The 25,976-nt window shown below is 66.3% G+C and carries 18 protein-coding genes; 12 read left to right on the top strand and 6 right to left on the bottom strand.

Features of this window, described 5'->3' with window-relative positions; genetic code table 11:
* Positions 1 to 83: 83 nt before the first annotated feature.
* Genes KDG50_04855 through KDG50_04845 form a run of 3 tightly spaced genes read left to right on the top strand, consistent with a single transcriptional unit; the run spans position 84 to position 3,495 of the window.
* Positions 84 to 878: a DUF4124 domain-containing protein gene (locus tag KDG50_04855; protein MCB1864735.1), complete on the top strand. Its 795-nt coding sequence runs from the start codon at positions 84 to 86 to the stop codon at positions 876 to 878.
* The gene (gene sbcB / locus KDG50_04850; protein MCB1864734.1) at positions 875 to 2,332 is read left to right on the top strand and encodes an exodeoxyribonuclease I; all 1,458 of its coding nucleotides are present in this window, start codon (positions 875 to 877) and stop codon (positions 2,330 to 2,332) included. Before KDG50_04855 ends, sbcB begins: the two co-directional genes overlap by 4 nt.
* Before the next feature lie 29 nt (positions 2,333 to 2,361).
* Entirely contained in the window at positions 2,362 to 3,495 is a 1,134-nt protein-coding gene (locus KDG50_04845) for a GNAT family N-acetyltransferase (protein ID MCB1864733.1), read from the top strand.
* A 102-nt stretch (positions 3,496 to 3,597) separates the two neighbouring features.
* Here KDG50_04845 and KDG50_04840 read toward each other — a convergent pair whose 3' ends face one another.
* Positions 3,598 to 4,605, bottom strand: coding sequence for a peptidoglycan-binding protein (locus KDG50_04840; protein ID MCB1864732.1), 1,008 nt, complete (start codon positions 4,603 to 4,605; stop codon positions 3,598 to 3,600).
* A gap of 123 nt (positions 4,606 to 4,728) precedes the next feature.
* Between KDG50_04840 and aat the strand changes: the two genes are divergently transcribed.
* The 3 genes from aat to infA all read left to right on the top strand — a co-directional run bounded on the left by aat (position 4,729) and on the right by infA (position 6,517).
* Positions 4,729 to 5,433, top strand: coding sequence for a leucyl/phenylalanyl-tRNA--protein transferase (aat, locus tag KDG50_04835; protein ID MCB1864731.1), 705 nt, complete (start codon positions 4,729 to 4,731; stop codon positions 5,431 to 5,433).
* The gene (locus KDG50_04830) at positions 5,430 to 6,185 is read left to right on the top strand and encodes an arginyltransferase (protein MCB1864730.1); all 756 of its coding nucleotides are present in this window, start codon (positions 5,430 to 5,432) and stop codon (positions 6,183 to 6,185) included. Before aat ends, KDG50_04830 begins: the two co-directional genes overlap by 4 nt.
* 113 nt (positions 6,186 to 6,298) lie before the next feature.
* On the top strand, positions 6,299 to 6,517 hold the full coding sequence (gene infA, locus KDG50_04825) for a translation initiation factor IF-1 (GenBank protein MCB1864729.1): 219 nt from the start codon (positions 6,299 to 6,301) through the stop codon (positions 6,515 to 6,517).
* 41 nt (positions 6,518 to 6,558) lie between these two features.
* Here infA and clpA read toward each other — a convergent pair whose 3' ends face one another.
* Both clpA and clpS read right to left on the bottom strand, forming a co-directional pair.
* On the bottom strand, positions 6,559 to 8,817 hold the full coding sequence (gene clpA, locus KDG50_04820; GenBank protein ID MCB1864728.1) for an ATP-dependent Clp protease ATP-binding subunit ClpA: 2,259 nt from the start codon (positions 8,815 to 8,817) through the stop codon (positions 6,559 to 6,561).
* A 5-nt stretch (positions 8,818 to 8,822) separates the two neighbouring features.
* Positions 8,823 to 9,158 carry an ATP-dependent Clp protease adapter ClpS gene (gene clpS / locus KDG50_04815; GenBank protein ID MCB1864727.1) on the bottom strand — a complete coding sequence of 112 codons (336 nt, stop codon included), beginning with the start codon at positions 9,156 to 9,158 and terminating at the stop codon, positions 8,823 to 8,825.
* 379 nt (positions 9,159 to 9,537) lie between these two features.
* Here clpS and KDG50_04810 point away from each other — a divergent pair, with 379 nt between their 5' ends.
* The 6 genes from KDG50_04810 (at position 9,538) to KDG50_04785 (ending at position 23,057) form a co-directional block, all read left to right on the top strand.
* Positions 9,538 to 10,500 (top strand): magnesium transporter CorA family protein, encoded by a 963-nt coding sequence (locus KDG50_04810; protein ID MCB1864726.1) that lies wholly within the window; start codon positions 9,538 to 9,540, stop codon positions 10,498 to 10,500.
* Positions 10,491 to 12,707 (top strand): mechanosensitive ion channel, encoded by a 2,217-nt coding sequence (locus tag KDG50_04805; protein ID MCB1864725.1) that lies wholly within the window; start codon positions 10,491 to 10,493, stop codon positions 12,705 to 12,707. Before KDG50_04810 ends, KDG50_04805 begins: the two co-directional genes overlap by 10 nt.
* The gene (locus tag KDG50_04800; GenBank protein ID MCB1864724.1) at positions 12,707 to 14,425 is read left to right on the top strand and encodes an outer membrane protein assembly factor; all 1,719 of its coding nucleotides are present in this window, start codon (positions 12,707 to 12,709) and stop codon (positions 14,423 to 14,425) included. Before KDG50_04805 ends, KDG50_04800 begins: the two co-directional genes overlap by 1 nt.
* Before the next feature lie 2 nt (positions 14,426 to 14,427).
* Positions 14,428 to 17,871, top strand: coding sequence for a translocation/assembly module TamB domain-containing protein (locus KDG50_04795; protein ID MCB1864723.1), 3,444 nt, complete (start codon positions 14,428 to 14,430; stop codon positions 17,869 to 17,871).
* A complete protein-coding gene (locus KDG50_04790; GenBank protein ID MCB1864722.1) occupies positions 17,868 to 20,207 on the top strand; it encodes a mechanosensitive ion channel family protein in 2,340 nt (779 codons plus the stop codon). The genes KDG50_04795 and KDG50_04790 overlap by 4 nt, the downstream gene beginning before the upstream one ends.
* An 81-nt stretch (positions 20,208 to 20,288) precedes the next feature.
* Positions 20,289 to 23,057: a VCBS repeat-containing protein gene (locus tag KDG50_04785; GenBank protein ID MCB1864721.1), complete on the top strand. Its 2,769-nt coding sequence runs from the start codon at positions 20,289 to 20,291 to the stop codon at positions 23,055 to 23,057.
* On the opposite strand, the gene KDG50_04780 is transcribed toward KDG50_04785, so the two are convergent.
* The 3 genes from KDG50_04780 to KDG50_04770 all read right to left on the bottom strand — a co-directional run bounded on the left by KDG50_04780 (position 23,001) and on the right by KDG50_04770 (position 25,905).
* A complete protein-coding gene (locus tag KDG50_04780) occupies positions 23,001 to 23,672 on the bottom strand; it encodes a hypothetical protein (GenBank protein MCB1864720.1) in 672 nt (223 codons plus the stop codon). The genes KDG50_04785 and KDG50_04780 overlap by 57 nt on opposite strands.
* Positions 23,673 to 23,976: 304 nt before the next feature.
* A complete protein-coding gene (locus KDG50_04775; protein ID MCB1864719.1) occupies positions 23,977 to 24,462 on the bottom strand; it encodes a DUF302 domain-containing protein in 486 nt (161 codons plus the stop codon).
* A 69-nt stretch (positions 24,463 to 24,531) separates the two neighbouring features.
* Positions 24,532 to 25,905 (bottom strand): sigma 54-interacting transcriptional regulator, encoded by a 1,374-nt coding sequence (locus KDG50_04770; GenBank protein ID MCB1864718.1) that lies wholly within the window; start codon positions 25,903 to 25,905, stop codon positions 24,532 to 24,534.
* Positions 25,906 to 25,976: the final 71 nt, after the last annotated feature.

Genomic DNA, 25,976 nt, shown 5'->3' with positions numbered 1-25,976 from the left:
ACGCCCGCCCGGGCCACGGGCGTTCACGGACAGAACGCCCGAACCAGCGAACGCGGGCCGAACCGGCGGCTTATGATGGCCGCATGTCAGCGAACCCATTCGGGCCCGCAATTCTCGCGCTGGTTGCCTGCCTCATCGTCGGGCAGCCGGGTGTCGCGACGGCGGCCATGTATCGCTGGGTGGACGCCGCCGGACAGGTGCATTTCACGGACCACCCGCCGAATGATTCGGCCCGACCGATCCGGGTGAATCCCAATATCGTTACGATGCCGATCGCGCCCCGGCCCGCGCCGCCTGCCGAACGCCCGCTCCCCGAAGCGCTGAGCGCCCCGGGGCCCGCATCCATCCCCGACCCCGGGCTCGATCAACGTTTTTGCTGGCTTCGCTATGGCTTGCCCTGCGAACGGCTGTTCACATGGAAACGGCTCGCTTCCGCGGATTGTACGCAGCGGCGCGAGCGCTACTGCGACGCGCCGTTGCGCATCCTGCGTGAGCGACCCGCGGCGCTGTTGATCCGCGACCATCGCCAGCCATTTCCGCGCACTGGCGCGCTGACGCCCGCGGATGCCGATTGTCTGGCCCGCTCGGGCTTTTACTGTGCGGAACTCGCCGACGAGGCCGGCTGCCGGGCCGATTACGGGTTGCCCTGTGCCGCACTCGCGGCCTGGGCGACCGAGGCCGGTGCGCGTTGCGCACCAACCGCCTGCCCGATCGAGCGAATCGCCGCATCGCGACCGAAGTCCTTCGAGGAGCGCAATTTCGAACGCACGCGCCGCGATCCGATCGTGTTCGACCAGTTGCGCATTCGTGACACAGACCCGGAGACGCTCTATCACCCGCAGATCGCCGCCGTGCTTCAGGGTTACCCGGGCGAATGAACCGCCGCAGCGCCGAGAGTCTGCTCTGGTACGACCTCGAGACCACGGGCGATGATCCGCGGGTCGCGCGCATCGTGCAGATCGCCGCGCAGCGCACGGACCTGGAACTCAACCCGGTCGAAGCACCGCTTGTCGTTTGGGTTCGGCCTGACGACGACCTGCTGCCTGCGCCCGAGGCCTGTCTGATCACCGGGCTTACGCCACAGCGGGTCGCCTCCAGAGGTGCCGTCGGCGAGCTGGCTGCCATCCAGACGCTGCTCCGCGCGATGGCACGACCGAACACGTGCAGTCTCGGCTACAACTCCATCCGCTTCGACGATGAAGTCGTGCGCCAGTCGCTGTTTCGCAACCTGCTCGATCCCTACGCGCGCGAGTACGGCGCCGGGCGATCGCGCTGGGACATCATCGACACCGTGCGTGCGTGCCGTGCGCTGCGCCCGTACGGCATCGCCTGGCCGAACCATGACTCCGGGGCGACGAGTTACCGGCTCGAGGACCTCGCGCGTGCGAACGGGCTCGCGCAGGACCAGGCGCACGATGCGCTGTCCGACGTGCAGGCCACGATCGCACTCGCGCGCCTCGTGCGTGAAAAGCAGCCACGGCTATATGACTACGCGTTCGGCCTGCGCGGAAAACGCGCGGTTCAGCAGCTGCTGGATGATCCCGCTCAGGCCATGTGGCTGCACGTCTCGGGCATGTATCCGGATGCAGACTGCCGGTTGAGCGCCGTCGCAAGCCTGGCGCCCCACCCAGAGAACGGCAACGGCGTGCTGGCCTACGATCTGCGGCACGATCCCGCGCCGTTCTTCGGGCTTTCGGTCGCACAGATGCGTGAACGCCTGTTCACGCCCGCCGCCGAACTCCCTGCCGACACGCCGCGCCTGCCGGTCAAGACCATCGCGCTGAACCACTGTCCGTTGCTGGCGCCGGTCGCCACGCTCGATTCGGTGTCGGCCACCCGCTGCGCGCTCGATCTCGACACCTGCGCCCAGCATGCGCAGAAGCTGCGGGCCGCCGCGGATTTCATCGCGAACCTTGTCGAGGCGAACCGCAGGGTCGACCTGCCGGAACCGGTCGATGCCGATTTCTCGATCTATTCCGGCGGATTCCTGCCGGACGCCGACCGCCGCCGGCTGGCCGAGCTGCACGCGAGCCCGCCCGCGACCTGGCGCGAATGGCAGGGCCGCTTCCAGGACCCCCGCCTCGACACGCTGCTGCTGCGCATGCGCGCGCGAAACCAGCCGGACACACTGACGCCCGACGAACATCAGCAATGGAACACGCACTGCCGCAGGCGGCTCGCCGGCGACGACCCAAAGGTCCTGGGGCTGACCGAATATCGCGCCAGAATCGCGGCGCTGGGCGCGGATGCGGATGCGCGGGCCGTAGCAATCCTCGACGAGCTCACCGCCCACGGCAATGCGCTTGCCGCGCGCTACGGGATCGACGGGTGAGCGATACTGCACCCGCTTGCGCGGCGGGTTTGCGGGTCGAGGTCATCAATGCGATCCATCAGATTGACGCCAGCGAATGGGATCGCCTCGCCGGGCCGCAGGCACCATTCCTGCGGCATGCATTCCTGCACGCTCTCGAGGCCACCGGCTGCCTCGGCGAGCGCTACGGCTGGCTGCCCGCGCATCTGCTGGTGCGCGATGGCTCGAATCGGCTGGTCGGCGCGGCGCCCGCCTACCGCAAGTTCAATTCCTATGGCGAGCTCGTGTTCGACTGGACCTGGGCCGACGCCGCGCGTCGGGCCGGGATTGCGTACTATCCGAAGCTGGTTGTCGCCGTCCCGTACACCCCGGCCACCGGCCCCAGACTGCTGGTCGACCCACAGACACCATCCGCCGCGGAGCGACTGATCGCTGCGGCGCCCGCGCTGGCGAGGGCCGAAAACCTGTCTTCCGTGCACTGGCTGTTCACGCACGAACAGGATCACGCGCGGCTCGTCTCGGCCGGACATGCGCCCCGCTACGACTGCCAGTATCACTGGGTCAATCGCGGGTACGAGGACTTCGACGCATTTCTCGCGACACTCAACTCAAAGCGACGCAAGGAAATCCGCCGTGAACGGCGCAAGGTCGGCGACGCAGGGATCCGTCTGGTACGCAAGTCCGGCGGCGAGATCACCGCGGCCGAGTGGGCGACCTGGTACGCCCTGTACCGCTCGACTTTCGAGCGCCGTGGTGGAGCCGCGACCCTGTCACTGGAATTCTTCGAACGCATCGCCGACGAACTGCCCGATCAGTTGCTGCTTGTGCAGTGTCGGGCCGGCGAACGCATCGTTGCGGCAGCGCTCAATTTCATCTGGGGCGACGTCCTGTACGGACGCCACTGGGGCGCATTCGAGAGCTATGACGCCCTGCATTTCGAAGCCTGCTACTACCAGGGCATCGAACACGCCATCGAGTCAGGCCTGCTGCGTTTCGAGCCCGGCGCCCAGGGCGAATACAAGATCCTGCGCGGCTTCGATCCGGTGCTCACCCGCTCGGCGCACTGGATCGCCGACGCCGCACTGGACTCCGCGGTGCGTCGGTCACTGGCACATGAAGAAGCGGCCGTGCGCGACTACTGCGCGGAACTCGCTGCACACTCGGCCTATCGACAGGACGGTTGAAGCGGGCGGGCACCGCCGTCTTTTTGTCGCAAAAAAAAGCCCCGGGCGCCGGCTGGCGCACGGGGCCTTGTCGATTTCAGGGCTTCAGGCCGCCCGGCGGTACTACTTGCCGGCGGCCTTGCGGATCGCGGCAATGGTCGCGCTGTCGAGTTCGCCCGACGCCGTCATGCCCTGGTCGCGCTGGAATGCAGTCACGGCCTGCGCAGTCTTGCGACCCGGCAGTCCGTCCGGGGTGCCGGTGTCGTAGCCGAGCCCGTTGAGCATGCCCTGCAGGTCACGAATCTCATCGCGGCTCGGGCCATAGGCCGGTGCCGAAACCGCCGCGGCCGCCGGCGCGGCACGCCGCGTTCCACCGTAGCGGTAGTAGTTCTGCGGGGTCTTGCTGACGACGAATTCCACGGCCTTCTGGATCACCTGCCGCAGCGCCTTCTCGGTCGGGGTGTTTTCCCAGACGCCGAGCGCACCGACCAGCGCGCCGCCACCGCCGTAGCCGCCCAGGGCACCGCCAACGTTGAAGTCGGTGGACTTGCCCTCGACGCTGGTCGCAGCGAGGATGCGCGAGGTCTTGGCGTCGATGACCCGCAGGTCGATGGCCATGTGCGCGCGCTTGATACCGCCGGCAATCGCACCAAAGATGCCGCCGCCACCGCCGCCTACACCGCCCCCCGCACCGCCAGCGTTGCCTTCAAACTCGGTCACCGCAGCGACGATCAGGAGTTCGGCACCTTCGATCTGGCCGATCGGCGCAGCGGTATCCTGCCGGATGCGGCCGGACGCGCCGAGGTCCTGTTCGGTCAGCACGTGTTCGAGTGCCTGCCGCTCGAGGACGATATAGCGATTGCTGTTGAACAGCGCCGTGGTCAACTGGTCGGCCATGCCGTTTCCGATCGACCCGGTCCACCAGCCCTTGCCGGTCTTGTCCTTGAACTGGGCGACCGCGATGCGGGCCTTCGGGCCGTCATAGGCCTCGGCCTGCGCCTCCTGGATGCCCGGCGAATTCTGCCCGGAGGTCACCGTGGTCTCGGTGCCCGTCGTCACGCAGCCCGCAGTCATGGTCAGCGTGGCGGCCGCCACGGCGCCGAGCGCGCGGGAAAGGGTGGAGAACTTCATGCTCGTTCCTCGTCTGGTGGTGTCGTACGTTACGAGAGCGACCCGCGCGGGCCGGTTCGTGCCTGGAAAGGTAATGAGGTTAGCATAGCCCCATTTGTTCTACCCACCCCGGTAGTGCGCAAAATGCTGGCAATGATCGACCCCGGCGACCCGCTTGCGGCCTTCCCGCCGGTTGACCAGGCGCTGGAGGATCCGTCTGGCCTGCTCGCGATCGGCGGGGACCTGTCCACGGCTCGCCTGCTGCGCGCCTATCGGCGCGGAATTTTCCCGTGGTACAGCGCCGGCGAGCCGATCCTGTGGTGGTCACCGGATCCACGCGCCGTGCTCTACCCGGGCGGTCTGCGTGTAACCCGAAGTCTGCGCCAGAGCCTGCGTAATCGTGGCTATCGCGTGACCGCGGACCGCGCTTTTTCGCCGGTCGTGGACGCCTGCGCGGCGCCACGCGGGGATCAGCGCGGCACCTGGATCACCTCCGAGATGCGCAATGCCTACGCGCGCCTGCACGCGCTCGGACACGCACATTCCATCGAAACCTGGTCGGAAACCGGGGAACTGGTCGGCGGCCTGTACGGCGTCATGCTCGGTCGGGTGTTCTTCGGCGAGTCGATGTTCGCCCGGGCGCGTGATGCCTCGAAGGTTGCCCTGGTGAAGCTGATCGAGCGGCTCACGCCGTTCGGGCTGGCGCTGGTGGACTGCCAGGTCGCGAGCACGCACGTGATGTCACTGGGCGCCGAACTGGTGCCGCGTGCGGACTTCACCGCGAGCCTGGAGGTCTATGCTGACCTTCCCCTGCACGACGGCGCCTGGTCGGATGAGGTCTGGACATGAAACGCCCCAGCACCGACCGCCTGAGCTGTTTCGTCACACCCGTGCATGACTGCCCTTACATCGCAACGCGCCGGGCCGCGACGCTGTTCGTCGATCCATCGACCGAGACCGACGCGCGCCTTTACAGCCGCCTGTCACGGCGCGGTTTCCGCCGCAGCGGCGATCTGATCTACCGACCGCAGTGCCCGGAGTGTCACGCCTGCGTCGCCATTCGCGTGCCCGTGGACGAGTTCGAGCCACGCCGGCGCGACCGCCGCTGCCTGCGCGAGAATGCCGACCTCGGCGTCATCGAGCGACCCGGCGCCCTGAACTCGGAGCACATCGCGCTGTACCGTCGCTATGTTGCCGCGCGCCACGCCGAAAGCCCCATGCAGGACCTCGACGATCGTCGGCTTGCCGGCTTTCTGTATTCCAACTGGATGGCAAGCGACGCAATCGAGTTCCGGCTCGATGGCCAGCTCCTCGCCGTCGCCATTACCGACCGACTCGACGACGGTCTGTCCGCGGTCTACACATTTTTCGATCCCGCGCATTCGGCACGCGGGCTGGGCAACTTTGCGATCCTCACGCAAATCCGCCTCGCACGCCGGGCCGGATTGCCGTTCGTCTACCTCGGATTCTGGGTCGGCGGCGATCCGCAGATGGAATACAAGGCGCGGTTTCGGCCTTTGCAGGCCTGGCTTGGAGACCATTGGCGCCGGCTCGGCCCCGGCATGCCGCTTCCGGAATCCGCCGCCGCCAGCGGCGAGTAATCCGGAAAAGACAGCTCCAAATGTCCGATCAGGTCGGCAGTGAGTTGCACCGGCGCGCGGTTTGCCGATAATAGCGGGCCGCCGGCGCGCTCGCCGGAGCCACGATCGGGCCTATGGCCAAAGAAAGCAGCATTGAGATGGAAGGCACGGTCGTCGAGACCCTCCCGAACACGACGTTTCGGGTGGAACTCGACAACGGCCATGTCGTGACCGCGCACATCTCCGGAAAGATGCGCAAGCACTACATCCGCATTCTGACCGGCGACAAGGTCACGGTACAGCTCACGCCATACGACCTGACCAAGGGTCGCATCGTCTACCGCGCGCGCTAGTCGGACGCACGGCACCTGCTGCCGTGCGCGCCGTGCCCTAATCAGGCCGGTGCCGTCGCCGACTCGTAGTCGAACTCCAGCCGGTCGCCTTCCAGCCGCACCCGCACCTTGCCGCCGCCGGCCAGTTCGCCGAACAGCAGGGACGAGGCCAGCGGCTTCTTGACGTATTCCTGAACCGCCCGGGCCATCGGCCGCGCGCCCATCTTCACGTCAAAGCCCTGCTCGGCGAGCCACACGCGTGCCTCGGGCTCGACGGTGATCGTGACATTGCGCTCGGCGAGCTTGGACTCCAGCTCGAACAGAAACTTGTCGACCACACGCGCGAGATGTTCGCCGCCGAGCGGCGCGAACTGGATGATCGCGTCCAACCGGTTGCGGAACTCCGGCGTGAACGTGCGCTTGATCGCTTCTGTGGAATCGCCACTGTGATCCTGGATCGTGAACCCGATCGACGCACGCGCGGATTCCCAGGCGCCGGCATTGGTCGTCATGATCAGGATCACGTTGCGAAAATCCGCCTTGCGGCCGTTGGTATCGGTCAGCGTGCCGTGGTCCATGACCTGCAACAGCAGGTTGTACACATCCGGATGCGCCTTCTCGATCTCGTCGAGCAGCAGCACGGCATGCGGGTGCTTGTTGATTTCCTCGGTCAGCAGACCGCCCTGGTCAAAACCGACATAACCCGGCGGCGCGCCGATCAGTCGCGAAACCGTGTGCGCCTCCATGTACTCGGACATGTCGAAGCGAATCAGTTCGATGCCGAGAATCCGCGCGAGTTGCTTGGAGACCTCGGTCTTGCCGACGCCGGTCGGCCCGGCGAACAGGAACGAACCGATCGGCCGGTCGTCGTTGCGCAACCCGGAGCGCGCCATGCGCATCGATGCCGTAAGCGCATCGATCGCTGAATCCTGCCCGTACACGACGAGCTTCAGATCGCGATCCAGATGCCGCAGGACCTCGAGGTCTGAGGTCGAAACCGTCTTGGCCGGAATGCGCGCGATCCGCGCGACGATCTCCTCGATGTCCGCAACGCTTACGGTCTTGCGGCGTCTGGAAACGGGCTGCAACTGCACCTGGGCGCCGGCCTCGTCGATGACGTCGATCGCCTTGTCTGGCAGGTGCCGGTCGCTGATGAACCGGTCGGCAAGTTCCGCCGCCGCGCGCAGCGCCTGCAGCGAGTAGCGCACTTGGTGGTGTTCCTCGAAGCGGCTCTTGAGCCCCTTGAGGATCTGCACGGTTTCATCGACGCTGGGTTCCACAACATCGATCTTCTGGAAACGCCGCGCCAGCGCGCGATCCTTCTCGAAAATGCCGCGGTATTCCTGATAGGTCGTCGAACCGATGCAGCGCAGCTCGCCCGAGGCCAGGGCCGGCTTGATCAGGTTCGAGGCATCCATCACGCTGCCCGAGGCCGAACCGGCCCCGATCAGGGTGTGAATCTCGTCGATGAACAGGATCGCGTTCGGTTTGTCCTTGAGTTCCTTGAGCACGGTCTTGATGCGCTTTTCGAAATCGCCACGGTACTTGGTGCCGGCAACCAGCGAGCCCATGTCCAGCGCATAAATCGTGCAGTCGGCCAGCACCGCGGGGACCTGTCCGTCGACGATCAGTCGCGCAAGTCCTTCGGCAATCGCCGTCTTACCAACCCCGGCCTCGCCGACCAGCAGCGGATTGTTCTTGCGCCGCCGACACAGGATGCGTGAGGCCCGCTCGATCTCGGCCGCCCTGCCGATCAGCGGATCGATGCGCCCGGCGGCGGCCTGCGCATTCAGGTCCGTCGCGTAGCTCGCCAGTGCGCTGCGCTGCGGGCGCTCCTCCGGTGCGGGGGATTCCGACGGCACGATGGCTTCGGCGTCGTCGTCGTTGGTGACCTTGGAAATGCCGTGCGAGAGAAAGCTCACGATGTCGAACCGCGTGACGTCGTGCTTGTTGAGCACGAACACGGCATGGGATTCCTGCTCGCCGAAGATCGCGACCAGCACATCGACGCCGCGCACTTCCTTTTTGTCGGCGTTCTGCGCGTGGACGATCGCGCGCTGCAGCACGCGCTGGAAGCCCAACGTCGGCTGGATGTCGCGCGGATCGTTGTCCGGGATCAGCGGCGTGGTTTCGTCGATGAATTTGCCCAGTTCGCGACGCAGGCGCTCGATGTCCGCGCCGCAGGCGCGCAGGGCCTCGGCCGCCGACGGATTGTCGAGCAGCGCGGCGAGCAGATGCTCGACGGTCATGAACTCGTGCGTGCGCTTGCGGGCGTCGTCAAACGCGTGGTGCAGCGCAATTTCCAGTTCCCGGTCCAACATCGCGGTTATCGAGCCTCCATCGTGCACAGCAGCGGGTGCTGATTCTGACGTGCGTGACGCGTGACCTGGCCGACCTTCGTCTCCGCGATATCGCGCGGAAACACGCCGCACACCCCGCGCCCGCGGGTGTGGACATGCAGCATGATCCGCACGGCCTGTTCGCGGTTCATGCCAAAGAAGGTCTCCAGCACCTCGACGACAAACTCCATCGGTGTGTAGTCGTCGTTCAGCAGTATGACCTGATAAAGCGGCGGTTGTTTCAGCTGCGGACGCGCCGGCTTGAGCGCCAGCGCCTGGTCGCCGCCTTCCTCGTGTTCTTCGTGCTCGTGCTCGCCGCTCATCGTCGTCAGAATTTTAGCAAGTATGGGTGGCAACCAAATCACCGAATCCGGCCCGAATCGGGAAACGAGCCCCGCCCGGCCATGCCACGATCGGCGCCCGGCTGACCTGATGCCGCGAGACAGGGACGTCTCGCCCGAAAATCAAACACGCAAGTGTTTATTTTTCGTGAGCAACCGAAAACCGCGCTTTTCGGTTGCGATGTTGAAAAGGCCATGGATGGGCCTTTTTCAACAATCTGTTGGGTTGCCTCCGCTGGGTTCAAGCATGGCACTGCTATCATCCCGGCGGACCCGGCGATGCCCTGACCACCGCGCAGACCCGGCCGGCTCGCCCGCACCGGGGCCGCGATGCCGATTTTCCTCCGCAGCGGAGCTACTGATGTTTTCCATGCTGTTCGACCAGTCCGGGGCCGTTGTCGCGCGCGCGCCCGACACATCCCTGCTGAGTCAACGTGGCAACGGGAACTGGGTGTGGCTGGACCTGGACGGCGCCGATCGCGCGGCCGAGCAGGCGCTGCTGGTTGCGACCCTGGGCTTTGACGCGCTCGGAGTGGCCGATGCGCTGCGCGCGCGACACCCTCCGAAGTTCGAGTCGTTTGAAGATCATTTTCTCTTGCTACTCAAGGAGTTCAGTGATGATCTTTCCGAACTGGATGAGCCTCCGGTCGTGCAGACCGCCATCTTCGTGGCCGCCGATCTCGTCGTGTCACGCCACCCGGCGCCATCGCCCGGCGTGCAGAGCACACTGGCACGCATCGAGGCCGGCGAACGCATCCAGGGGAACGTCGCCATGGCCTACCGGCTGGCACGCGAGTTGCTCGATGACATCGAGCCACGCCTGCTCGCGGTCGAGGAACGGCTCGACCGGATCGAGGCGCAGATCCTGACGGCCGGCGACGACGAACTGCTCGCCGAGACCGTCGCCCTGCACACCGCGCTGCGCCGGGTCAGCCGGATCTTCGGCTACTACCCGCACGTGTTCGGCCAGTTGCTCGGCGCCCTGCCCGGGCATGCCGGCGAGGCTTCGGAACACGAGGTTCGTGACCTGATCGACCATTCCGAGCGCTACGCGAGCCTGTCGCGGCTGTACCTGGAAACGGCCGGCGACCTGATCAACGGCTATATCTCGATCAGCGGTCATCGTCTGAACCAGATCATGCGGGTTCTGACCATCTCCACCGTGGTGTTCCTGCCGCTGGGCCTGCTGACCGGCATCTTTGGCATGAACTTCGCTTACATCCCGGGACTCGAATGGCGCGGTGCCTACTTCATGTTGCTCGGTTCGATGGCCCTGATCACGATCGGTCTGCTGTGGTTTTTCCGGCGGCGCAAATGGCTCTGATGAGCCGCATCCGGCGTGCTGCGGCCGGAGTCCTGCTCGGGCTCCTGTGCTCCGCCGCCACTGCGCTCGCGCAGATCCCGGGGCTGCCGGCGGCCGACAAGGCCGAGCCGGAAAATGGCGTACGGCCCCGCCCCGATGCACTGGCCGCGGGATTCTGGAAGTACATCGACGACGCCGGCGACCAGCTCACCGCACGCCTGAACGAGATTGGTGCGGATCTGGCGCAACTCGCGGACGCGCCGGCCCGACAGGACAGCTTCGAACGCTACCAGCTCAACGCCACTGCCCTGCCACGCCTGAAGGCACAGGAGGGCCCGCAGAACCCGCCGGTTCCCGAGCTCGCGTCGCGCTACAGCATTGCGGACTGGCTGAAATTCCACGACGGACTGCGGCGCGCCGAGCTGGATGCCACCGACAAGCAGACCGACGCCCGGATCCTCAAACGCAGCGTCGATGCGGCGCGCCAGCGTTTCAACAACCGCCTGGCCGAGTACCTGGCCCAGGCGGCGCACGATCCCGGACACATTGATCTCGGCATGGAACTCATCGCCGATCGCGCGGCGTTGGCCACCGCGGTGGAGCGTGCGCGGCTCGCCGAGGCCGCGGCGCGGGCCGCCGCGGCGCACCTGCAATCCCTGCGCGGCTTGAGCGCCAAGGTCGACGACCACCTGCACGCGGATGCCGGGCAGGTCAGCGCGGCCGAGTCGGAACTCATCAACCAGCGCGCGGCGCTGGATGCGGCCCGCTCGCGGCTGCTGCGTGCCGAAGCACAGGCGCTCAGCGAGGCGTCTGATCACCCGGTCGGCGACGCCGACAATCTGCTGGCCCGCCAGCGGGGCACCGAGGCCGGTGCCGCCGAACTGGCCGCCGTGCTCGCCGTGGCCGCCGCCGAGACCCGGCTCGCGCTGTCCCAGTCGCTGGCCGGCGGTGGCGAAAGCGAAGCCGACACGCAGAACCTCAGAAAGGAAAGCGCCACGCGCCTGGCGGAACTCGAACGCGATGCGCACCGCTATCAGCGCGAGGCCAGTTCGCGGCTGGCGAGCCTGAACCCAACCGACGGCGCTGCCCGCAAGACGCTGCAGCGGGTGCTCGACAGCGTGCAGAAGGCGCTGCCGGCGATCGAACAGGCGCGCGACACGCTCGACGAACTCGGACTGCTGGCCGCGGAGCTGGATCATCGCCGCAACGCGGCATCCGGCAGTGCCGGCCGACTCTGGGCGAGCACGCTGGCCGCGCTCGGTACGGTCTGGGCGACGCTGCGCAACTGGAGCGGCGAAACGCTGTTCACCATCTCGGACACCCCGGTGACCGCGCTCGGCCTGCTGCGCGTGGTGCTGATCGTGGCGATCGCCTGGTGGATTTCCAGATTGGTGCGCAATGCGCTGATCCGGCTCGCCGAAAAACGCGAGGCGGTGCGCGCGTCCGGCTTCTACTCGATCAGCCGCCTCGCCCATCACGTCATCCTGATCATCGGCGTGGTCGTGGCGCTGTCGTCGATCGGCCTGGACTTCACGAATCTCGCGATCGTCGCCGGCGCGCTGTCCGTCGGCATCGGTTTCGGTCTCCAGTCGATCGTGAACAATTTCGTGTCGGGGCTGATGCTGCTGTTCGAACGCTCGCTGAAGGTGGGCGACTTCATCGAACTCGCCGACGGCCTCGCCGGCGAGGTCAAGGAAATCAACATCCGCTCGACGCTGATCAACACCAACGACAACATCGACATCATCGTGCCGAACTCCGACCTGATGTCGAACCGCGTGACGAACTGGACCCTCCGCCAGGCGTTTCGACGCCAGCGCATTCCGTTCGGCGTTACCTACGGCACGGATATCGACAAGGTCGAAGCCGCCGGTCTGGCCGCCGCGGCCTCCGTACCGCATACCCTGACCCGTGGCGGACTAACGTCGGGGGTGTGGCTGGTCGGGTTCGGCGATTCGAGCCTGGACTTCGAACTCGTCGTCTGGCTGAAACCCGATGCCGTCAAGCGCCCGGGCACGGTGATGGCCGAATACCGGCGCGCCATTGCCAAGGCGCTGAAGGAGCGTGACATCGAGATTCCGTTCCCGCAGCGCGATCTGCACGTGCGCAGCCTGTTCGGCCGTAGTGGCGACGACGCCGCGGGCTGGTATCGCGAGACACTCGAACGCCGCGCCGCGGCCGACCGGAGCGAGCGCGAAACCCGACCAGAGCCCCCCGAACCGAAGTGATGCGGTCCGCTCCGCGCGTGTGGCCGGCGGCCCTGCTGCTGGCCACCGTGAGTACCGCTTACCCCGCCGAGCCGCAGATCCTGCTTGACGGCGTCAGCGGCGCACGCGCCGACAACGTGCGCGCGCACCTGGGGGTCGCGGGGGAGCCATGCGATTCGGAAGATTCCAGACTCCAGAGCGCACTGCGCCGACTGCCCGCGGAGGTCGACGCCGCCCTGCGGGTATTCGGTCACTACCAGGCTACGGTCACGCCCGCCCTCGAGCGCGGCGGCGACTGCTGGCGGCTGCGGCTCGCGATCGACCCCGGTCCGGTGGTGAGATTGCGCAAGGTCGACGCCGGCTACAGTGGTCCCGGTGCCGAAGACCCGCTGCTGCGGCCGGTCGCCGACTCACTGAGGCTCGACACCGGCGACCGGCTCGACCACCGCCGCTATCAGGAAGCGAAACAGGCCCTGGAGAACGCCGCAGTCGCGCAGGGCTACCGGCTGGGTTCGTTCGCGCGCGCGCGGCTCGCCGTCGATCCGGTTGCCGGCTTCGCCGATGTGGAGATCGAGTACGCGACCGGGCCGCTGTTGCGGTTTGGCGCGATCGAATACGACAGCCTCACCTTCGACCGGGGACTGATCGATGACCTGATCGGCGTGCGCGCAGGCGAGCCGTTCACCTCCGCACGGCTGCTGGAGCTGCGCCGATCGCTCGGCGAAAGCGGCCGGTTCGAGCGAGTCGAGATCGATGCCGACCCGGCCGCGGCAGTCGACAACCGGGTGCCCGTGCGCCTGACGCTCGTCCCGCGCAAGCGCTTCCATTACAGCGTCGGCGCCGAGTATTCGACCGACCTGGGACCGGCGGTCACCGCAGCCTTCGAAAACCGCCGGGTGAACCGTCGCGGACACACGCTGCGTACCGAACTGCGGGCATCGCCGGTCGCCGGACAGTTTGGTGTGGAATACCGGTTTCCGCGCATCGCAACCGCGCGGCCGGAATCGTTCGGGCTGGACGCCGAACTCGCTTACGACGTGGTCGACACCGGCACCACGCAATCCGCACGCCTCGGTGGCGACTGGCGAATCGAACATGAAGACGCCTGGCGGGAGCGCCGTGGAATCGAGCTGCTGCACGAGCGCTTCGACGACGGCGATAAAAATCGTGCCGTCACGCTGCTGACACCGCTCTGGGGCTTCGACCATGAAGCACTGGACGATGCCCGCCGCCCGCGTAAAGGTCGCCGCTGGTCGCTGAATCTGCGCGGCTCGCCGGGACCAAGCACACAGTTCACCCAGATCGAGGCCGGAATCGGCTGGCTCGATACGATCGGGCCGCTGAAACTGCGGCTGCGCACCGGCGGCGGCGCAACCTGGGTCAGCGACTTCGAAAAACTCCCGACCCGCTATCGTTTCTACGCCGGCGGTGACCGCAGCGTTCGCGGCTATGACTACCGTACGCTGGGCCCGAAGTCCAACGACGGTGACGTCATCGGCGGCCGATATTTCGCCACCGCAAGCGCGGAGATCGAACTGCCCGTGCACGCCGACTGGGGCGTTGCCGCGTTCGCCGACACCGGCAACGCCTGGAACGACTGGGGCGGGCTGAATTCCGGCATTGGCGTCGGTGCACGCTGGTACTCGCCGCTGGGACCGGTCGAACTCGACCTCGCGCACCCGCTGGATGATCCGGACACCGACCTGCGGGTGCATCTGCGCGTCGGCATCGGATTCTGATCGTGCCGCGCGCCGGCCGCTGGCTCACGCGAACCGTGCTTGCGCTGCTGCTGGTCGCGGCGCTGTTGGTGGCTGCCCTGCTCGGCGCGGCGACGACCGAAAGCGGCAGCCGCTGGCTGGTATCGCGCCTGTTCGACCGCGCGCCGATCGACGCGCAATTCCAGGGATTTCGCGGGCGAATCGACCAGCGCTTCGGATTCGATCAGCTGCGACTGCGCATCGACGACACCCGCGTGGAGATTGCGCGAATCGATGTGCACTGGCGGCCGGCCCTGCTGTTCGCTGGAATGCTGGATGTCGTCGAAATCGACGCCGAGGGTGTGAGCGTGGCCTTGCCGGCGTCGGAACCGGCCGGGATCGAGCTGCCGGAGTTTGCCCCGGCCTGGTCGGCGCGCATCGGTCGCGCACGGATCGCCGCCCTGCAATGGCACGACGGCACCGATGTCTATGCAGCCGACCGCATCGACCTGTCGGCGCGCATGGACGCGAAGGCACTGCACCTGTCGAGACTGAAAACGGCCAGTGGCGCACTCACCGTTCAGGGGCACGCGACAGTCGGATTCGTAACAGGATTTCCGCTCGACGCAGAAATCAGCTGGCGGTTCGAACCGGCGAACGGCGAGCCATTCGCGGGTCGCGGGAAACTCGGCGGAACGCTGGCGCGGATCGAACTCGACCAGACCCTCTTGGCACCCGTGACCTTGGGTCTGACCGGCGGCGTCTATCCGCTTGCCGCCCGGACCCGTTTCGACCTGGACGCGCAATGGGCCGACCTCAGCTGGCCGCCGGAGGGCGCGGCGCTCGTCACCAGCGGCGGCGGGCAGCTCAAGCTCGCCGGCACGACCGATCAGTATGTCCTTGAGACCGAGGCTTCGTTCGCGGGAACCGGGATTCCGCCCGGAAACCTGAAGGTTCGCGGTTCCGGCGACCGCTCGCAGCTGACAATCGATGATCTGCACGCGACGCTGCTCGACGGACGCGTGACCGGCAGTGGTCAGGTGCGGTTTTCGGATGTGCCGTTTCTGACCATGGCGCTGGAGTCCGCAGGCCTCGATCCGTCGAACTTCTGGCCCGTGGCGGCCGGACGCGCCGACGCCCGCATCAAGCTGACAGTCGACCCCGCCGCCGCGTCCGTGGTCCGCGCCGAGGTGGAGCAGATCAGCGGGACGCTCGGCGGCTTTCCGCTCAGCGGTCGCGGCACGGTGGCGGTTGGCAACCAGACACAGTTCCGCGATTTCGAGGTGAGTCTCGGCGAGAACCGGCTCAACGCACACGGTTCGCTCGGCGAACGCAATGCGCTCGAGTTCACGCTGGATGCCCCGGCGCTGCAGCGGCTGGGCGCAGATTTCGGCGGCTCGCTCAAGGCGGCGATCAAGCTCGCCGGGACGAGCGCCGCGCCCGCCATCTCTGCGACGGGAACGGCCAGGAATCTCCGCTGGACCGGCTGGCGGATCGGCACGGCCGCACTCGACGCTGCGCTGGACCTCGCGCCGAACGCCCGGTCGCGGATCGGGCTCAAGGCGACGGAAATCACCAGCGCCGCCATCGGTCTCGATGGGGTCGATCTGACCGCCGACGGCACTCGCGAGTCCCACACGCTGACCCTCGCAGCGCGTGCCGACGCGCTTGAAGTTTCGCTGTCGGCCGCGGGCGCGCTGACCGACGAGCGCTGGAACGGGCGTCTGGAAACCCTGCGATTGAACGAGCCGGGCACCGGCACTTGGGAATTGGCCGAACCGGCAAAGGTCTTTCTCGGGACCGGGCGCGCGGGCCTGGAGCGCATGTGCATCCGGCGCGGGCAGGCCAGCGTCTGCGCGCAGGCAAAACACGGTCCCGACGGAGCGCAGGCCAGCGCCGAGTTTCGCGCGATTCCGGCCGCGTTCGCAGCGCCCTGGCTGCCGGCCGGAGTCCGGGCGTCCGGCGTTGTGGATGGCGAGTTGCGCTGGTCAGGCGCACCCGCAGCCACCGCGCTGCTGGAACTTCGCAGCGAGTCGATCGGCATCGCGAGCGCGGACCCGGGCGCGGCGATCCCGCCCCTGCAGCTGAGCGCGCTACGGTCGTCCGCGCGCTTTGCCGACGACCGGCTGCACGCAACGCTCACGGCGGCGTTACCCGATGACGGAAAACTGGACGCCGAACTCAGCACTGACGCGACCGATGCGAGCGGTCATCGCCGGCTTTCCGGCCAGGCCAGCGCGCGGATCGATTCCATCGCCATGTTCCAGCCGCTAATCGGCCAGCTCGACGGACTGGGCGGACGCTTGCGGGCCAACCTCGCGGTGTCCGGAACCACGGTCGCACCGCGCGTGACCGGCGAGGCCCGGCTCGAAGACGGCCACGCACGACTGGTCGGCGCCGGCATCGAGCTGGCCGGTGCCGAACTGACCGCCCGCGGCGACGCTGACGCCATTGCCATCGCCGGCCGCGCGCGGTCCGGCACCGGTGTCATCAGGCTCGATGGCAAACTGATGCTGGACGCCGACAGCGGATTCCCGCTGCGCCTTGCGATCGAGGGCAAGGACTTCCGCGCGCTCGACTGGCCAGAGGCACAGGTCGATGTGAGTCCGACGGTGAACCTTGCGCACGACGGCCGCGAACTCAGCCTCACCGGCCGCGTGGACGTGCCGCACGCGGCAATCCGCCTGAAAGAACTGCCGCGCGGCGCGGTCCAGGTGTCCCCGGACGAGGTCATCATCGGCCCCGCGGCGCAGAAGACCCCCGTGGCACCGGATCGGGCGCTGCCGATCCGTGCACAGCTCGTGGTTGCGCTAGGCGAGGATGTCCGCTTCGATGGCCTGGGCCTCGGCGCGCGGCTCGGCGGCCAGGTCGCCCTGACCCAGAATCCGGGTCAGTCGCCGCGCGGCAACGGTCGACTGGTGGTGCTCGACGGGCGCTACAAGGCCTACGGGCAGGACCTGCGTCTGGCGCGCGGCGAGTTCGTGTTCGCCGGCCCGCTGGACGATCCCGGCCTGGACCTGCGCGCAGAGCGCACGTCCGGCGACGTCACCGCCGCGGTCGAGCTCGGCGGCACGGTCTCGCAGCCCAAGGCGGTGCTCAGCTCAACACCCGCGATGCCCGACGAGCAGGTGCTGGCGTATCTCGTCACCGGAAAACCGCTGGCCGCGGCCGGCACCACGGATGCCGACGCGCTGGCCAGCGCGGCGTTGTCGCTCGGCGCGGACCGTGCCCAGCCGCTGTTGCAGCGCATCGGCGCCGCGCTGGGGGTGGACGAATTCCGCATCGACGCAGACGCTGGACTCGCGGAGGCCGGCCTGGAAATTGGAAAATACCTGCAACCGGAGTTCTACGTCGGCTATGCGGCAACGCTCGCCGACCCGAGCGGTGCCCTGCTGGTGAAGTACCGACTGACCGACCGACTCAGACTCAAGGCCCGCGCCGGCAAGGCGCAGGCCGTTGGCATCGAATTCGAACTGGAGCGCAATTGAATACTCTTCGTGTCGCGGGGCTTGCCTTGCTGTGGCTGATCTGGGGCGTGACAAACGCCGCGGAACCGCCCGCCAACGGACAGCCGGTTCCGGCCGAGGGCGATCGCAGCCTGGATCGCATCGAACTCAGGCTCTCGCGCCTGCGCGACGACGACGCGATTCCGGCGCAGATCTTCGACGACCTGCTGTCGCTGCGCCGCAATTTCGCGGACTGTTCGACCCGTCTTGATCCGAAGCTCGTCGAGGCGCAGACGCGTCGCGAGGCACTTGGCGATGTAATCGCCGGTGAGGACAAGGCGACCACGGACCTGCGCCGCGCGCTCGACAGCGAGATCCCGACCCTGCAGAAACAGCAGGCCGCCTGTCGCGCCGTGAACCTGCGTGCCGACGACCTGTACGCGCGTGCGGTGGCGTATCGGGAGGCCCGCGTGCGGGCCGTGCTGCTCGAACGCGGCGAACCGATCACGCGCATCTTCGCCTCGGACTGGGGCAGTGCCCGACAGTGGCGCGACGCCGCCGCGAGCCTGTTGTCCGATTCCTCGAGCTTCATGCGGCTCGACAAACTCGAACGGGCGGTTTTCATCTCGATCGTCGGGCTTGCGTTCGCGTTCGGATTCGGACTGCGGCGGACGCTGAGCGCCGCGATGCCGGCGCGCGCCGACCCGCCGGACCTGCTCACCGACGCCCTGCGCGCCATCGGCTGCTCGGCGATTCGCGAACTGCCTTGGATCCTGCTGGCGATCGGCATTCTCGCGTTCTGGTTCGTTGTCGGCGTGCCGGACCAGCCCTGGCCGACCCTGTTCGTGCTCGGGCTGGCGCTGGCCGTCTTCGCCCCCACCCGCGTCATCATTCACGGTCTGCTCGCGCCCCCGCCGCCGGCCGTGCACTTCCTGCCGGTGCCGGACACGGTCGCCGTGCAACTCGCCAGGCGGCTGCACCTGCTGGCCTTCGTTCTGTTGGGCGGCGCGGTGTTCTTCGCCAGCGCAATCGGGTCGAGCCTGCCCTCGGGCGCCCTGCTGCTGGCACGCGCGGCGTTCACGGTGGTTGTGGTGGTCAATCTCGCCTGGGTGCTGTGGCTGGTCGGCGACCTGCCGATCTGGCGCTCGGCGCTGTTGCGTGTGGTGCTGGTGCTGGCACTGTTTGCAGCCCTGGTCGCGGACCTCGCCGGCTATCACAACCTCGGTTTTTACGTGGTCGGCGGCATTTCCATCACGCTGGCCGGCTACGCGACGGTGTGGCTGATATCGCGTCTCGCCGAGGACGGTTTCGACGCCTTCGACGAGGGTCGCTATCGCTGGCAACGCAGCGCGCGCGAGCGTCTTGGTGTAAAGCCCGGCGAGACGACGCCGGGACTGAGCTGGCTGCGGTTTCTGACGCAGATCGTGTTGTGGGGCGGCTATCTGCTGCTGCTGTTGCGCGCCTGGGGATTTTCCGATCTCGCGTTCGAGCGCACCCTGTCCTGGGTCGCCGACGGGTTCACGCTCGGCGACATCACGGTCCACCCGGTTCGCATCCTCGGCGCGCTGCTGCTGTTCGCCGCCCTGCTGACGCTGACCGGCTGGGTCAAGCGCAGGATGGACCAGCGCTGGCTGAAAAAGACCCGACTGGACCGCGGTGCGCGCGAGGCGACGGCCCTGTCCGCCGGTTATCTGGGCGCCGGCGTCGCGGCGCTGATCGCGTTGTCGGTCGCCGGTGTCAGCTTCACGAATGTCGCACTGATCGCCGGCGCCCTGTCGGTCGGTATCGGTTTCGGCCTGCAGAATATCGTCAACAACTTCGTCTCCGGTCTGATCCTGCTGATCGAGCGACCGATCCGCACCGGCGACTGGATTGTCGTCGGCAGCACCGAAGGCTATGTGAAAAAGATCGCGATCCGCTCGACGCAGATCCAGACTTTCGACCGCGCGGACGTCATCGTGCCGAACTCGGAGCTGATCTCCGGGCAGGTCACCAACTGGATGCTGCGCGATTCCATGGGCCGCGTTCGCGCACCGGTCGGCGTCGCCTACGGCAGCGACACGCAACTGGTCAAACAGACTCTGCTCGAGGTCGGGCGCGTGCACCCGGAAGTCATCACCGACGGACGCGTGCCCGAGCCCACGGTCATCTTTGTGCGCTTTGGTGACTCGACGCTGGATTTCGAACTGCGCTGCTTCATACGCAATGTCGATCGCAGGCTTGCGGTATTGAGCGATCTGAATTTCGCGATCGACGCGGCGTTCCGCAAGGCCGGCATCGAGATTGCCTTCCCGCAGCGTGACCTGCACCTGCGCAGCTGGCCGAACATGCAGATGCCCGGCGCCGCGGACGAACTGGTGACGCCGACGGAAAAGTAACGATCAGACAGCGAACACGCCGGACTGCGATCTTCCGACTGCACTGTCATAGCTCCCAATAGCAGCAATCGCCAGACCTTGATGCATATCGACTTCGCCGAGGACTATTCGAGAAAGCGCTGGTGGGCCGCACTCGGGGTTTGTCTGCTTGTGCTCGCCACGTTCTGGTTCACATCGCGGTATCCGGATCTGTGGTCGGAATGGAACCGTACGGAATCCGACACGCTGCTCGACCGCAACGTCGGCGTCATTTCCAAAACAGAAATGATGGCCACCTCTGCCCAGCAACCCGTTGCCGAGCGCGTTCTCAGGACCAGCCTCAACTGGGTTCAGACCAACGCCAAGGGCATGACTTTCGGCGTGCTGTTCGGGGCATGTCTGCTGGTCTTTCTCCACCAGACCGCATGGATCCGACGTCAGGCCCAACGCTCCGCGCTGGGCTCGCTGCTCGGCGGCATCGCCATGGGCACGCCGCTCGGGGTCTGCGCGAACTGCGCGACGCCGATCGGGCTGTCGATGTATCGCTCCGGAATCCGGCTCGAGACCGTGCTCGCCACCATGGTCGCATCGCCGGCGCTGAACCCGATCGGCATCATCATCGTGTTCACGGTGTTCCCGGTGGACATGGCGGCCCTCAAAGTCGGCGCCGCGCTCGTACTGCTGTTGATCGCGATCCCGCTGATCCTGCGCGCCACCGCGGCGAGGCGCTCACCGGCGGTCGCGTGTGACACTACTGTCGCCGTAACGCCGCATTCCCGCGACGAGTCATGGGCCGAGGCCGCCGCCGCAACCTTGCGTCAGGTGCTGCTGCAACTGTGGTTCGTCATCAAGTGGACCGTGCCCTTCATGTTGCTGGTCGCGGTGCTGGGCGCGCTCATGCTCAGTTTCTTTCCGCTCGAGAAATTCATTTTTTTCGGTGGTTCCGGCGGCTGGGCGATCGTCGCCGCCGCATGCCTTGGCGCATTGCTGCCGGCGCCGATGTTCGTGGACATCATCATCGTTCTCGGACTGTTGAGCTTCGGCCTCGACCGCGGTCCGGCTACTGCGCTGCTGATTTCACTCGGACCGGTCAGCATCTATGCATCGCTGGTCCTTTGGCGGCACGTCTCGCGCAAGATCGCCGTCTATATGCTGCTGTCGGGCGCGGTTCTGGGGGTGATCGGCGGCTTCCTGCAGCCCGTTCTCGAAACCGACAGCTCGACTCCGGTCCCGCGGTTCACGGTTGCGATCAAGCACGACCTGTCCGAAGCGCCGCAGCTCGACATTCTCCATTCCATTCAGAACTTCATCCATGCCGGTGCGTCCTGGGGCGATTACGACGGCGACGGCGATGACGACCTGTGGGTATCGGCGGCGCGTGGCGGTCGCCTGTACCGCAACGACGGAAACACCGGATTTCAGGAGATCACCGAGCCGAGCGGCATCACCGCTTACCCGGGTTCGTCCGGCGGGTTGTGGGCCGACTACGATGCCGATGGCGATCAGGACCTGCTCGTTCTGTATTACGGCGTGCTCCGGGATCACCGCTGGTATGCTCAGACCAACATGCTCTGGCGCAACAACGGCGACGGAACGTTCACGGACGCGACCCGGCAGGCGGGGCTCGTGTTGCCGAATCACACCACGGCCGCGGCCTGGGGCGATTACGACAACGACGGCGATCTCGACCTGTATGTCTCGAACTACGGGACGATGATCGCGGAAACGAATGATGACGGTGTCTACAACATCCAGTCGGTCAGGTCGGAACCCAATCAGCTGTTCCGCAACCAAGGCGATGGCAGCTTCGTCGAGGTGGCCGAACTGGCTGGAGTTGCCGGCTTTGAGACCGTGACCCGCGGCAACTACACGGCCATGGTCGAAGGCAGAAGTACCGATACTCCCGAAGCCTGTCACTGTTCGTTCCAGCCGGTATGGCTGGACTACGACAACGACGGCTGGCTGGATCTGTTCGTCGCCAACGATTTCGGCACCAGTCACCTGTACCGCAACCTCGGCAACAGCCGGTTTTCGGATGTCACCGAGGCGGCCGGACTGCTCAAGTACAGCACCGGGATGGGCGTTGCGGTCACCGACGTCAATCACGACGGCTTTCTCGACATCTACGAGACCACGATCGAAGACAACCCGTTGTGGATCAACAACGGTGACGGCAGCTTCAAGCGCACGCGGGTATCGCGGCTGCTGGATGATCGCGAGCGCTACGGCTGGGGGGGCGCCTTCGCCGACCTGAACAACGACGGACTTCAGGACCTCATCATCGCCAATGGTCTGACGGTCACCGGGGACATCAAGAACGAGGACGAGTTCTGGTTCAGCAAACGGAACCTGAATTCCCTGTACCTGAATTTGGGCGACGGACAATATGCGAACGTGGTGCAGAAATCCGGACTTGCCAACAGTCTCGCGAGCCGGGGACTTGCCGTATCCGACTACAATCAGGATGGCTATCCGGATCTGTATGTCACCAACAAGGTCGGCGAGAACGCCCTGTACCTGAACCGCGGCGGTGCGAATCGTTCGATCACCATCAAACTGACCGGAACGAACGTCAATCGGGACGCAATCGGCGCGACGATAACCGTGGTGTCGGGCTCAGCGGCCAGCACACAGCTGATTACGGCGGGCGCGTCCTATGCGTCTCAGCACAGTCTGTGGCGGACCTTTGGCCTCGGCAGCGCCGAAAAGGCCGACCAGATCATCGTGCGCTGGCCCGGGGGCCGGGTGCAGGCGCTTCGCGACGTGCCCGGTCAGCAGCGACTGCTGATCCGCGAACCGCAGGAATGGAATGATTCAGCTACGGCGACGTCGGGCGAAGCCGAGCAATCCAAGCAACCCACCGCCCATTAGCGCCAGGGTGGCAGCGATCGGGGCTGCCGCTTCCGCGCCCTGCCCCATGAACGAAACATCGTCCAGAAACACGTCCTGACTGATTGCCCCGCCGAAGCTCTGGATGGCGTAGACGACTCGCGCGGTGTCCGCCCCCGCGGGCGCCAGCAGGCCGGTCAGCGAGAACATCTCGTAATCCGCGCCGGAGGTGAGCACCGGAGTGAAGTTCGATGTGCGGCTGATCTCGGTATTGCTGCCTGAGTTGCGCCACTCGATGCGAATTTCGATGCCGCCGGCGTCGCCGATCAGCTTGTGCCAGCCCGAATAGTCGTAGAGGTTTCCAGCCGTAATCGCCACGTCCTGCAGAACGCCCGCAAACAGGTTGGGCGCTTCGTCGATGATGAACTCGGCGGACTGACTGCCACTGCGCGGCATCGCCATGGAGTTCGCGACGCTGGAAGCTCCGCCGGCCGAAAACCCCTCCCAGAACCCGACGAATGGGGCCCCGTCAAAGGTGATCGGATCTTCAAATCCGGGGTTGATGATGACGTTGGCGTGGGCAAAACCCGATGCACAGATCGCGCCCGCAAGAACGAGAACCCGTGCAAGACCATGCGCCGATCTGTGCTGAAACATGCCGAAAATCCCGTGGAGTCAAATCGCTAAAACCGCTTCGAGCCCGCGCTGGACGCGGCGCCACTGTTGCCGGCTTCCCCGACGCCTGAATCGGCGGCTGGGCGTGGTCCGGCACCATTCCCGAACAGAAAGCAATTTCTGCGCCAGCATCATAAGCTGCTGATTTATAGATTATTAATTTCCGCAACCGCCTGAGAGCCATCCGCGGTTGTAAAAAATTCCGACACTGGCCTGGCCAACCCGGAGCGCCTGTTAGCCGAGTCGGACCAGGCGACGTAGCCGGGACTGAATCAACGAGTCCCGGTCACTGCGCCACTTCCGCGACGATATCGTCCAGGAGCGACTGCACCAGGTCGGTTGCAGCCTGCGATCCCGGCATGCCCGTGGGCACGCGGTAGGCGATGTGCACGTGGCCCGGATCATCGGTCAGCACATAGACGCCGATCGTGAACGGGCACAGCACGAGATTCGCAGGATTCGCGGCGGCCAGCTTGTGCGAGATCACCGCCGAACAGAATTCGACCGACTCGGCGTGCGAGTAGACATCCTTCATGAAGCCGAGATCACGCGCGGTGCGATTGAGCATGTCGCTGGCATGCAGGGTGTTGGCAATGTTCAGGCCGCGACCCGTCACGGCCAGCTTGACGTCTTCGAGCACGTACTCGAACTCGCTCTCGACCGTCACGACCCGGATCGGATCGCCGGCCAGCGAATCGCCGTTGGCGGCCACCGGGGCCGACACCATGAACAAGGCCAGAACAAGCGCCCACGGCGCAAGATTGAATTTCATGAATCGTTCTCCATCGGAAGGATCGGGTGGCCAAATGCGCCAGCGCCCGGCCGAAACCCTGAGGTTTAGTCAGCCCATGCCCAGACGCTGCATGCGCCGCCAGAGTGTGCTGCGGTCGATGCCCAGGAGCTGCGCGGCAAGCGTCTTCTGGCCCTGCGATTTGCGCAGGGCATCTTCGATGATTTCGCGTTCGCTGCGCGAGTCGTCCCCCATCGCGCTGGTCGCCGCGCGCACGCGCGCCGAGCAGTATTCACGCAGCGCATACGGCAGAGCCTCGCTGTCGATCATGCCATCGCGCGCGCAGATCAGGGCGTGTTCCACGGCGTTCGCCAGTTCGCGTACGTTGCCCGGCCACGGGTAGTTCATGAACGCGCGCATCGCATCGGTCGACACGCCAATGTTGCCCGGGTAACCGCGCTGCGCAAGCCGTTTCATGATCACGCGAATCAGCAGTTGAATGTCGCCCGGGCGTTCACGCAGCGCCGGCACGTGCAGCGGCACGACCGCGATGCGATAAAACAGATCCGCACGGAAATCGCCCTTGTCGACCATTTCGCGCAGGTCGCGGTTCGACGCCGCCACCACGCGCACATCCGCGCGCTGGGTGCGATCAGAACCCACCGGCTCGAATTCCCCGTCCTGAAGGACACGCAGCAGTTTCGGTTGCAGCTCGCGCGGCAATTCGCCGATTTCATCGAGAAACAGCGTGCCGCCGTCGGCCGACTTGAACCGCCCCGGCCGGTCTTTCAGCGCTCCGGTGAACGCACCCTTGACGTGACCGAACAGCTCGGATTCGATCAGGCTCGCCGGGATCGCGCCGCAGTTGACCTCGACGAACGGGCGCTGCGCCCTGCGACTGCGCTCGTGCACCAGCCGCGCCAGCTCGGTCTTGCCGGTGCCGGATTCGCCCTGCATCAACACCGATGCATCGGAACCCGCGACGATGTTCAGCCGCTCGATCAGCCGCAGCATCTCCGGGTCCTCAGTGGCGACCCCGCAGGCCTCTTTGGCGCTCATGGTCGCGAACAGGCGCTTCTCGGCGGTGATGTCGCGCAGCACGATCAGCCGCAGCGGTTCCTCGTCGCCGGGGAGCCCGACCAGCGCGGTACTGATGCGCAGCCAGCGCGGCACGCCCGTGACGCTGATCTCCTGGTCGAACTCGACACTCATCTCGCAGTGGTGGCGCGATTTGTCCGGCTCCTCGACCTCCAGCCCGGCCTTGATCAGCGCCGTGCGAAGGTTGAAGCCGTTCAGGTTGCCCAGCGAATGCGGCCGTCCTTCCGGTGGCAGATCAAACAAACGATGCACCGCGGTGTTGCAGGCCAGCAACGCCCCGGCGCGGTTGGTCACGATCACCCCCTCGACGATCGGGTCCATGAGCGGGCGAAACAGTTCCAGCAGGGTCTTGCGGTCGATCAATTGCCCCTCCAGCGACGGCATCATCGCCGCAGGTGTTGCGCATCATGCAACACACAAACGGCCCAGTAGCACATGTAATCGTTCACGATTTCAAT

The sequence above is a fragment of the Chromatiales bacterium genome (assembly GCA_020445605.1).
Lineage (GTDB): Bacteria > Pseudomonadota > Gammaproteobacteria > JAGRGH01 > JAGRGH01 > JAGRGH01.
The sequence above is the reverse complement of the archived record's forward strand: the minus strand, read 5'-3'. Positions and strand labels throughout refer to the sequence as shown.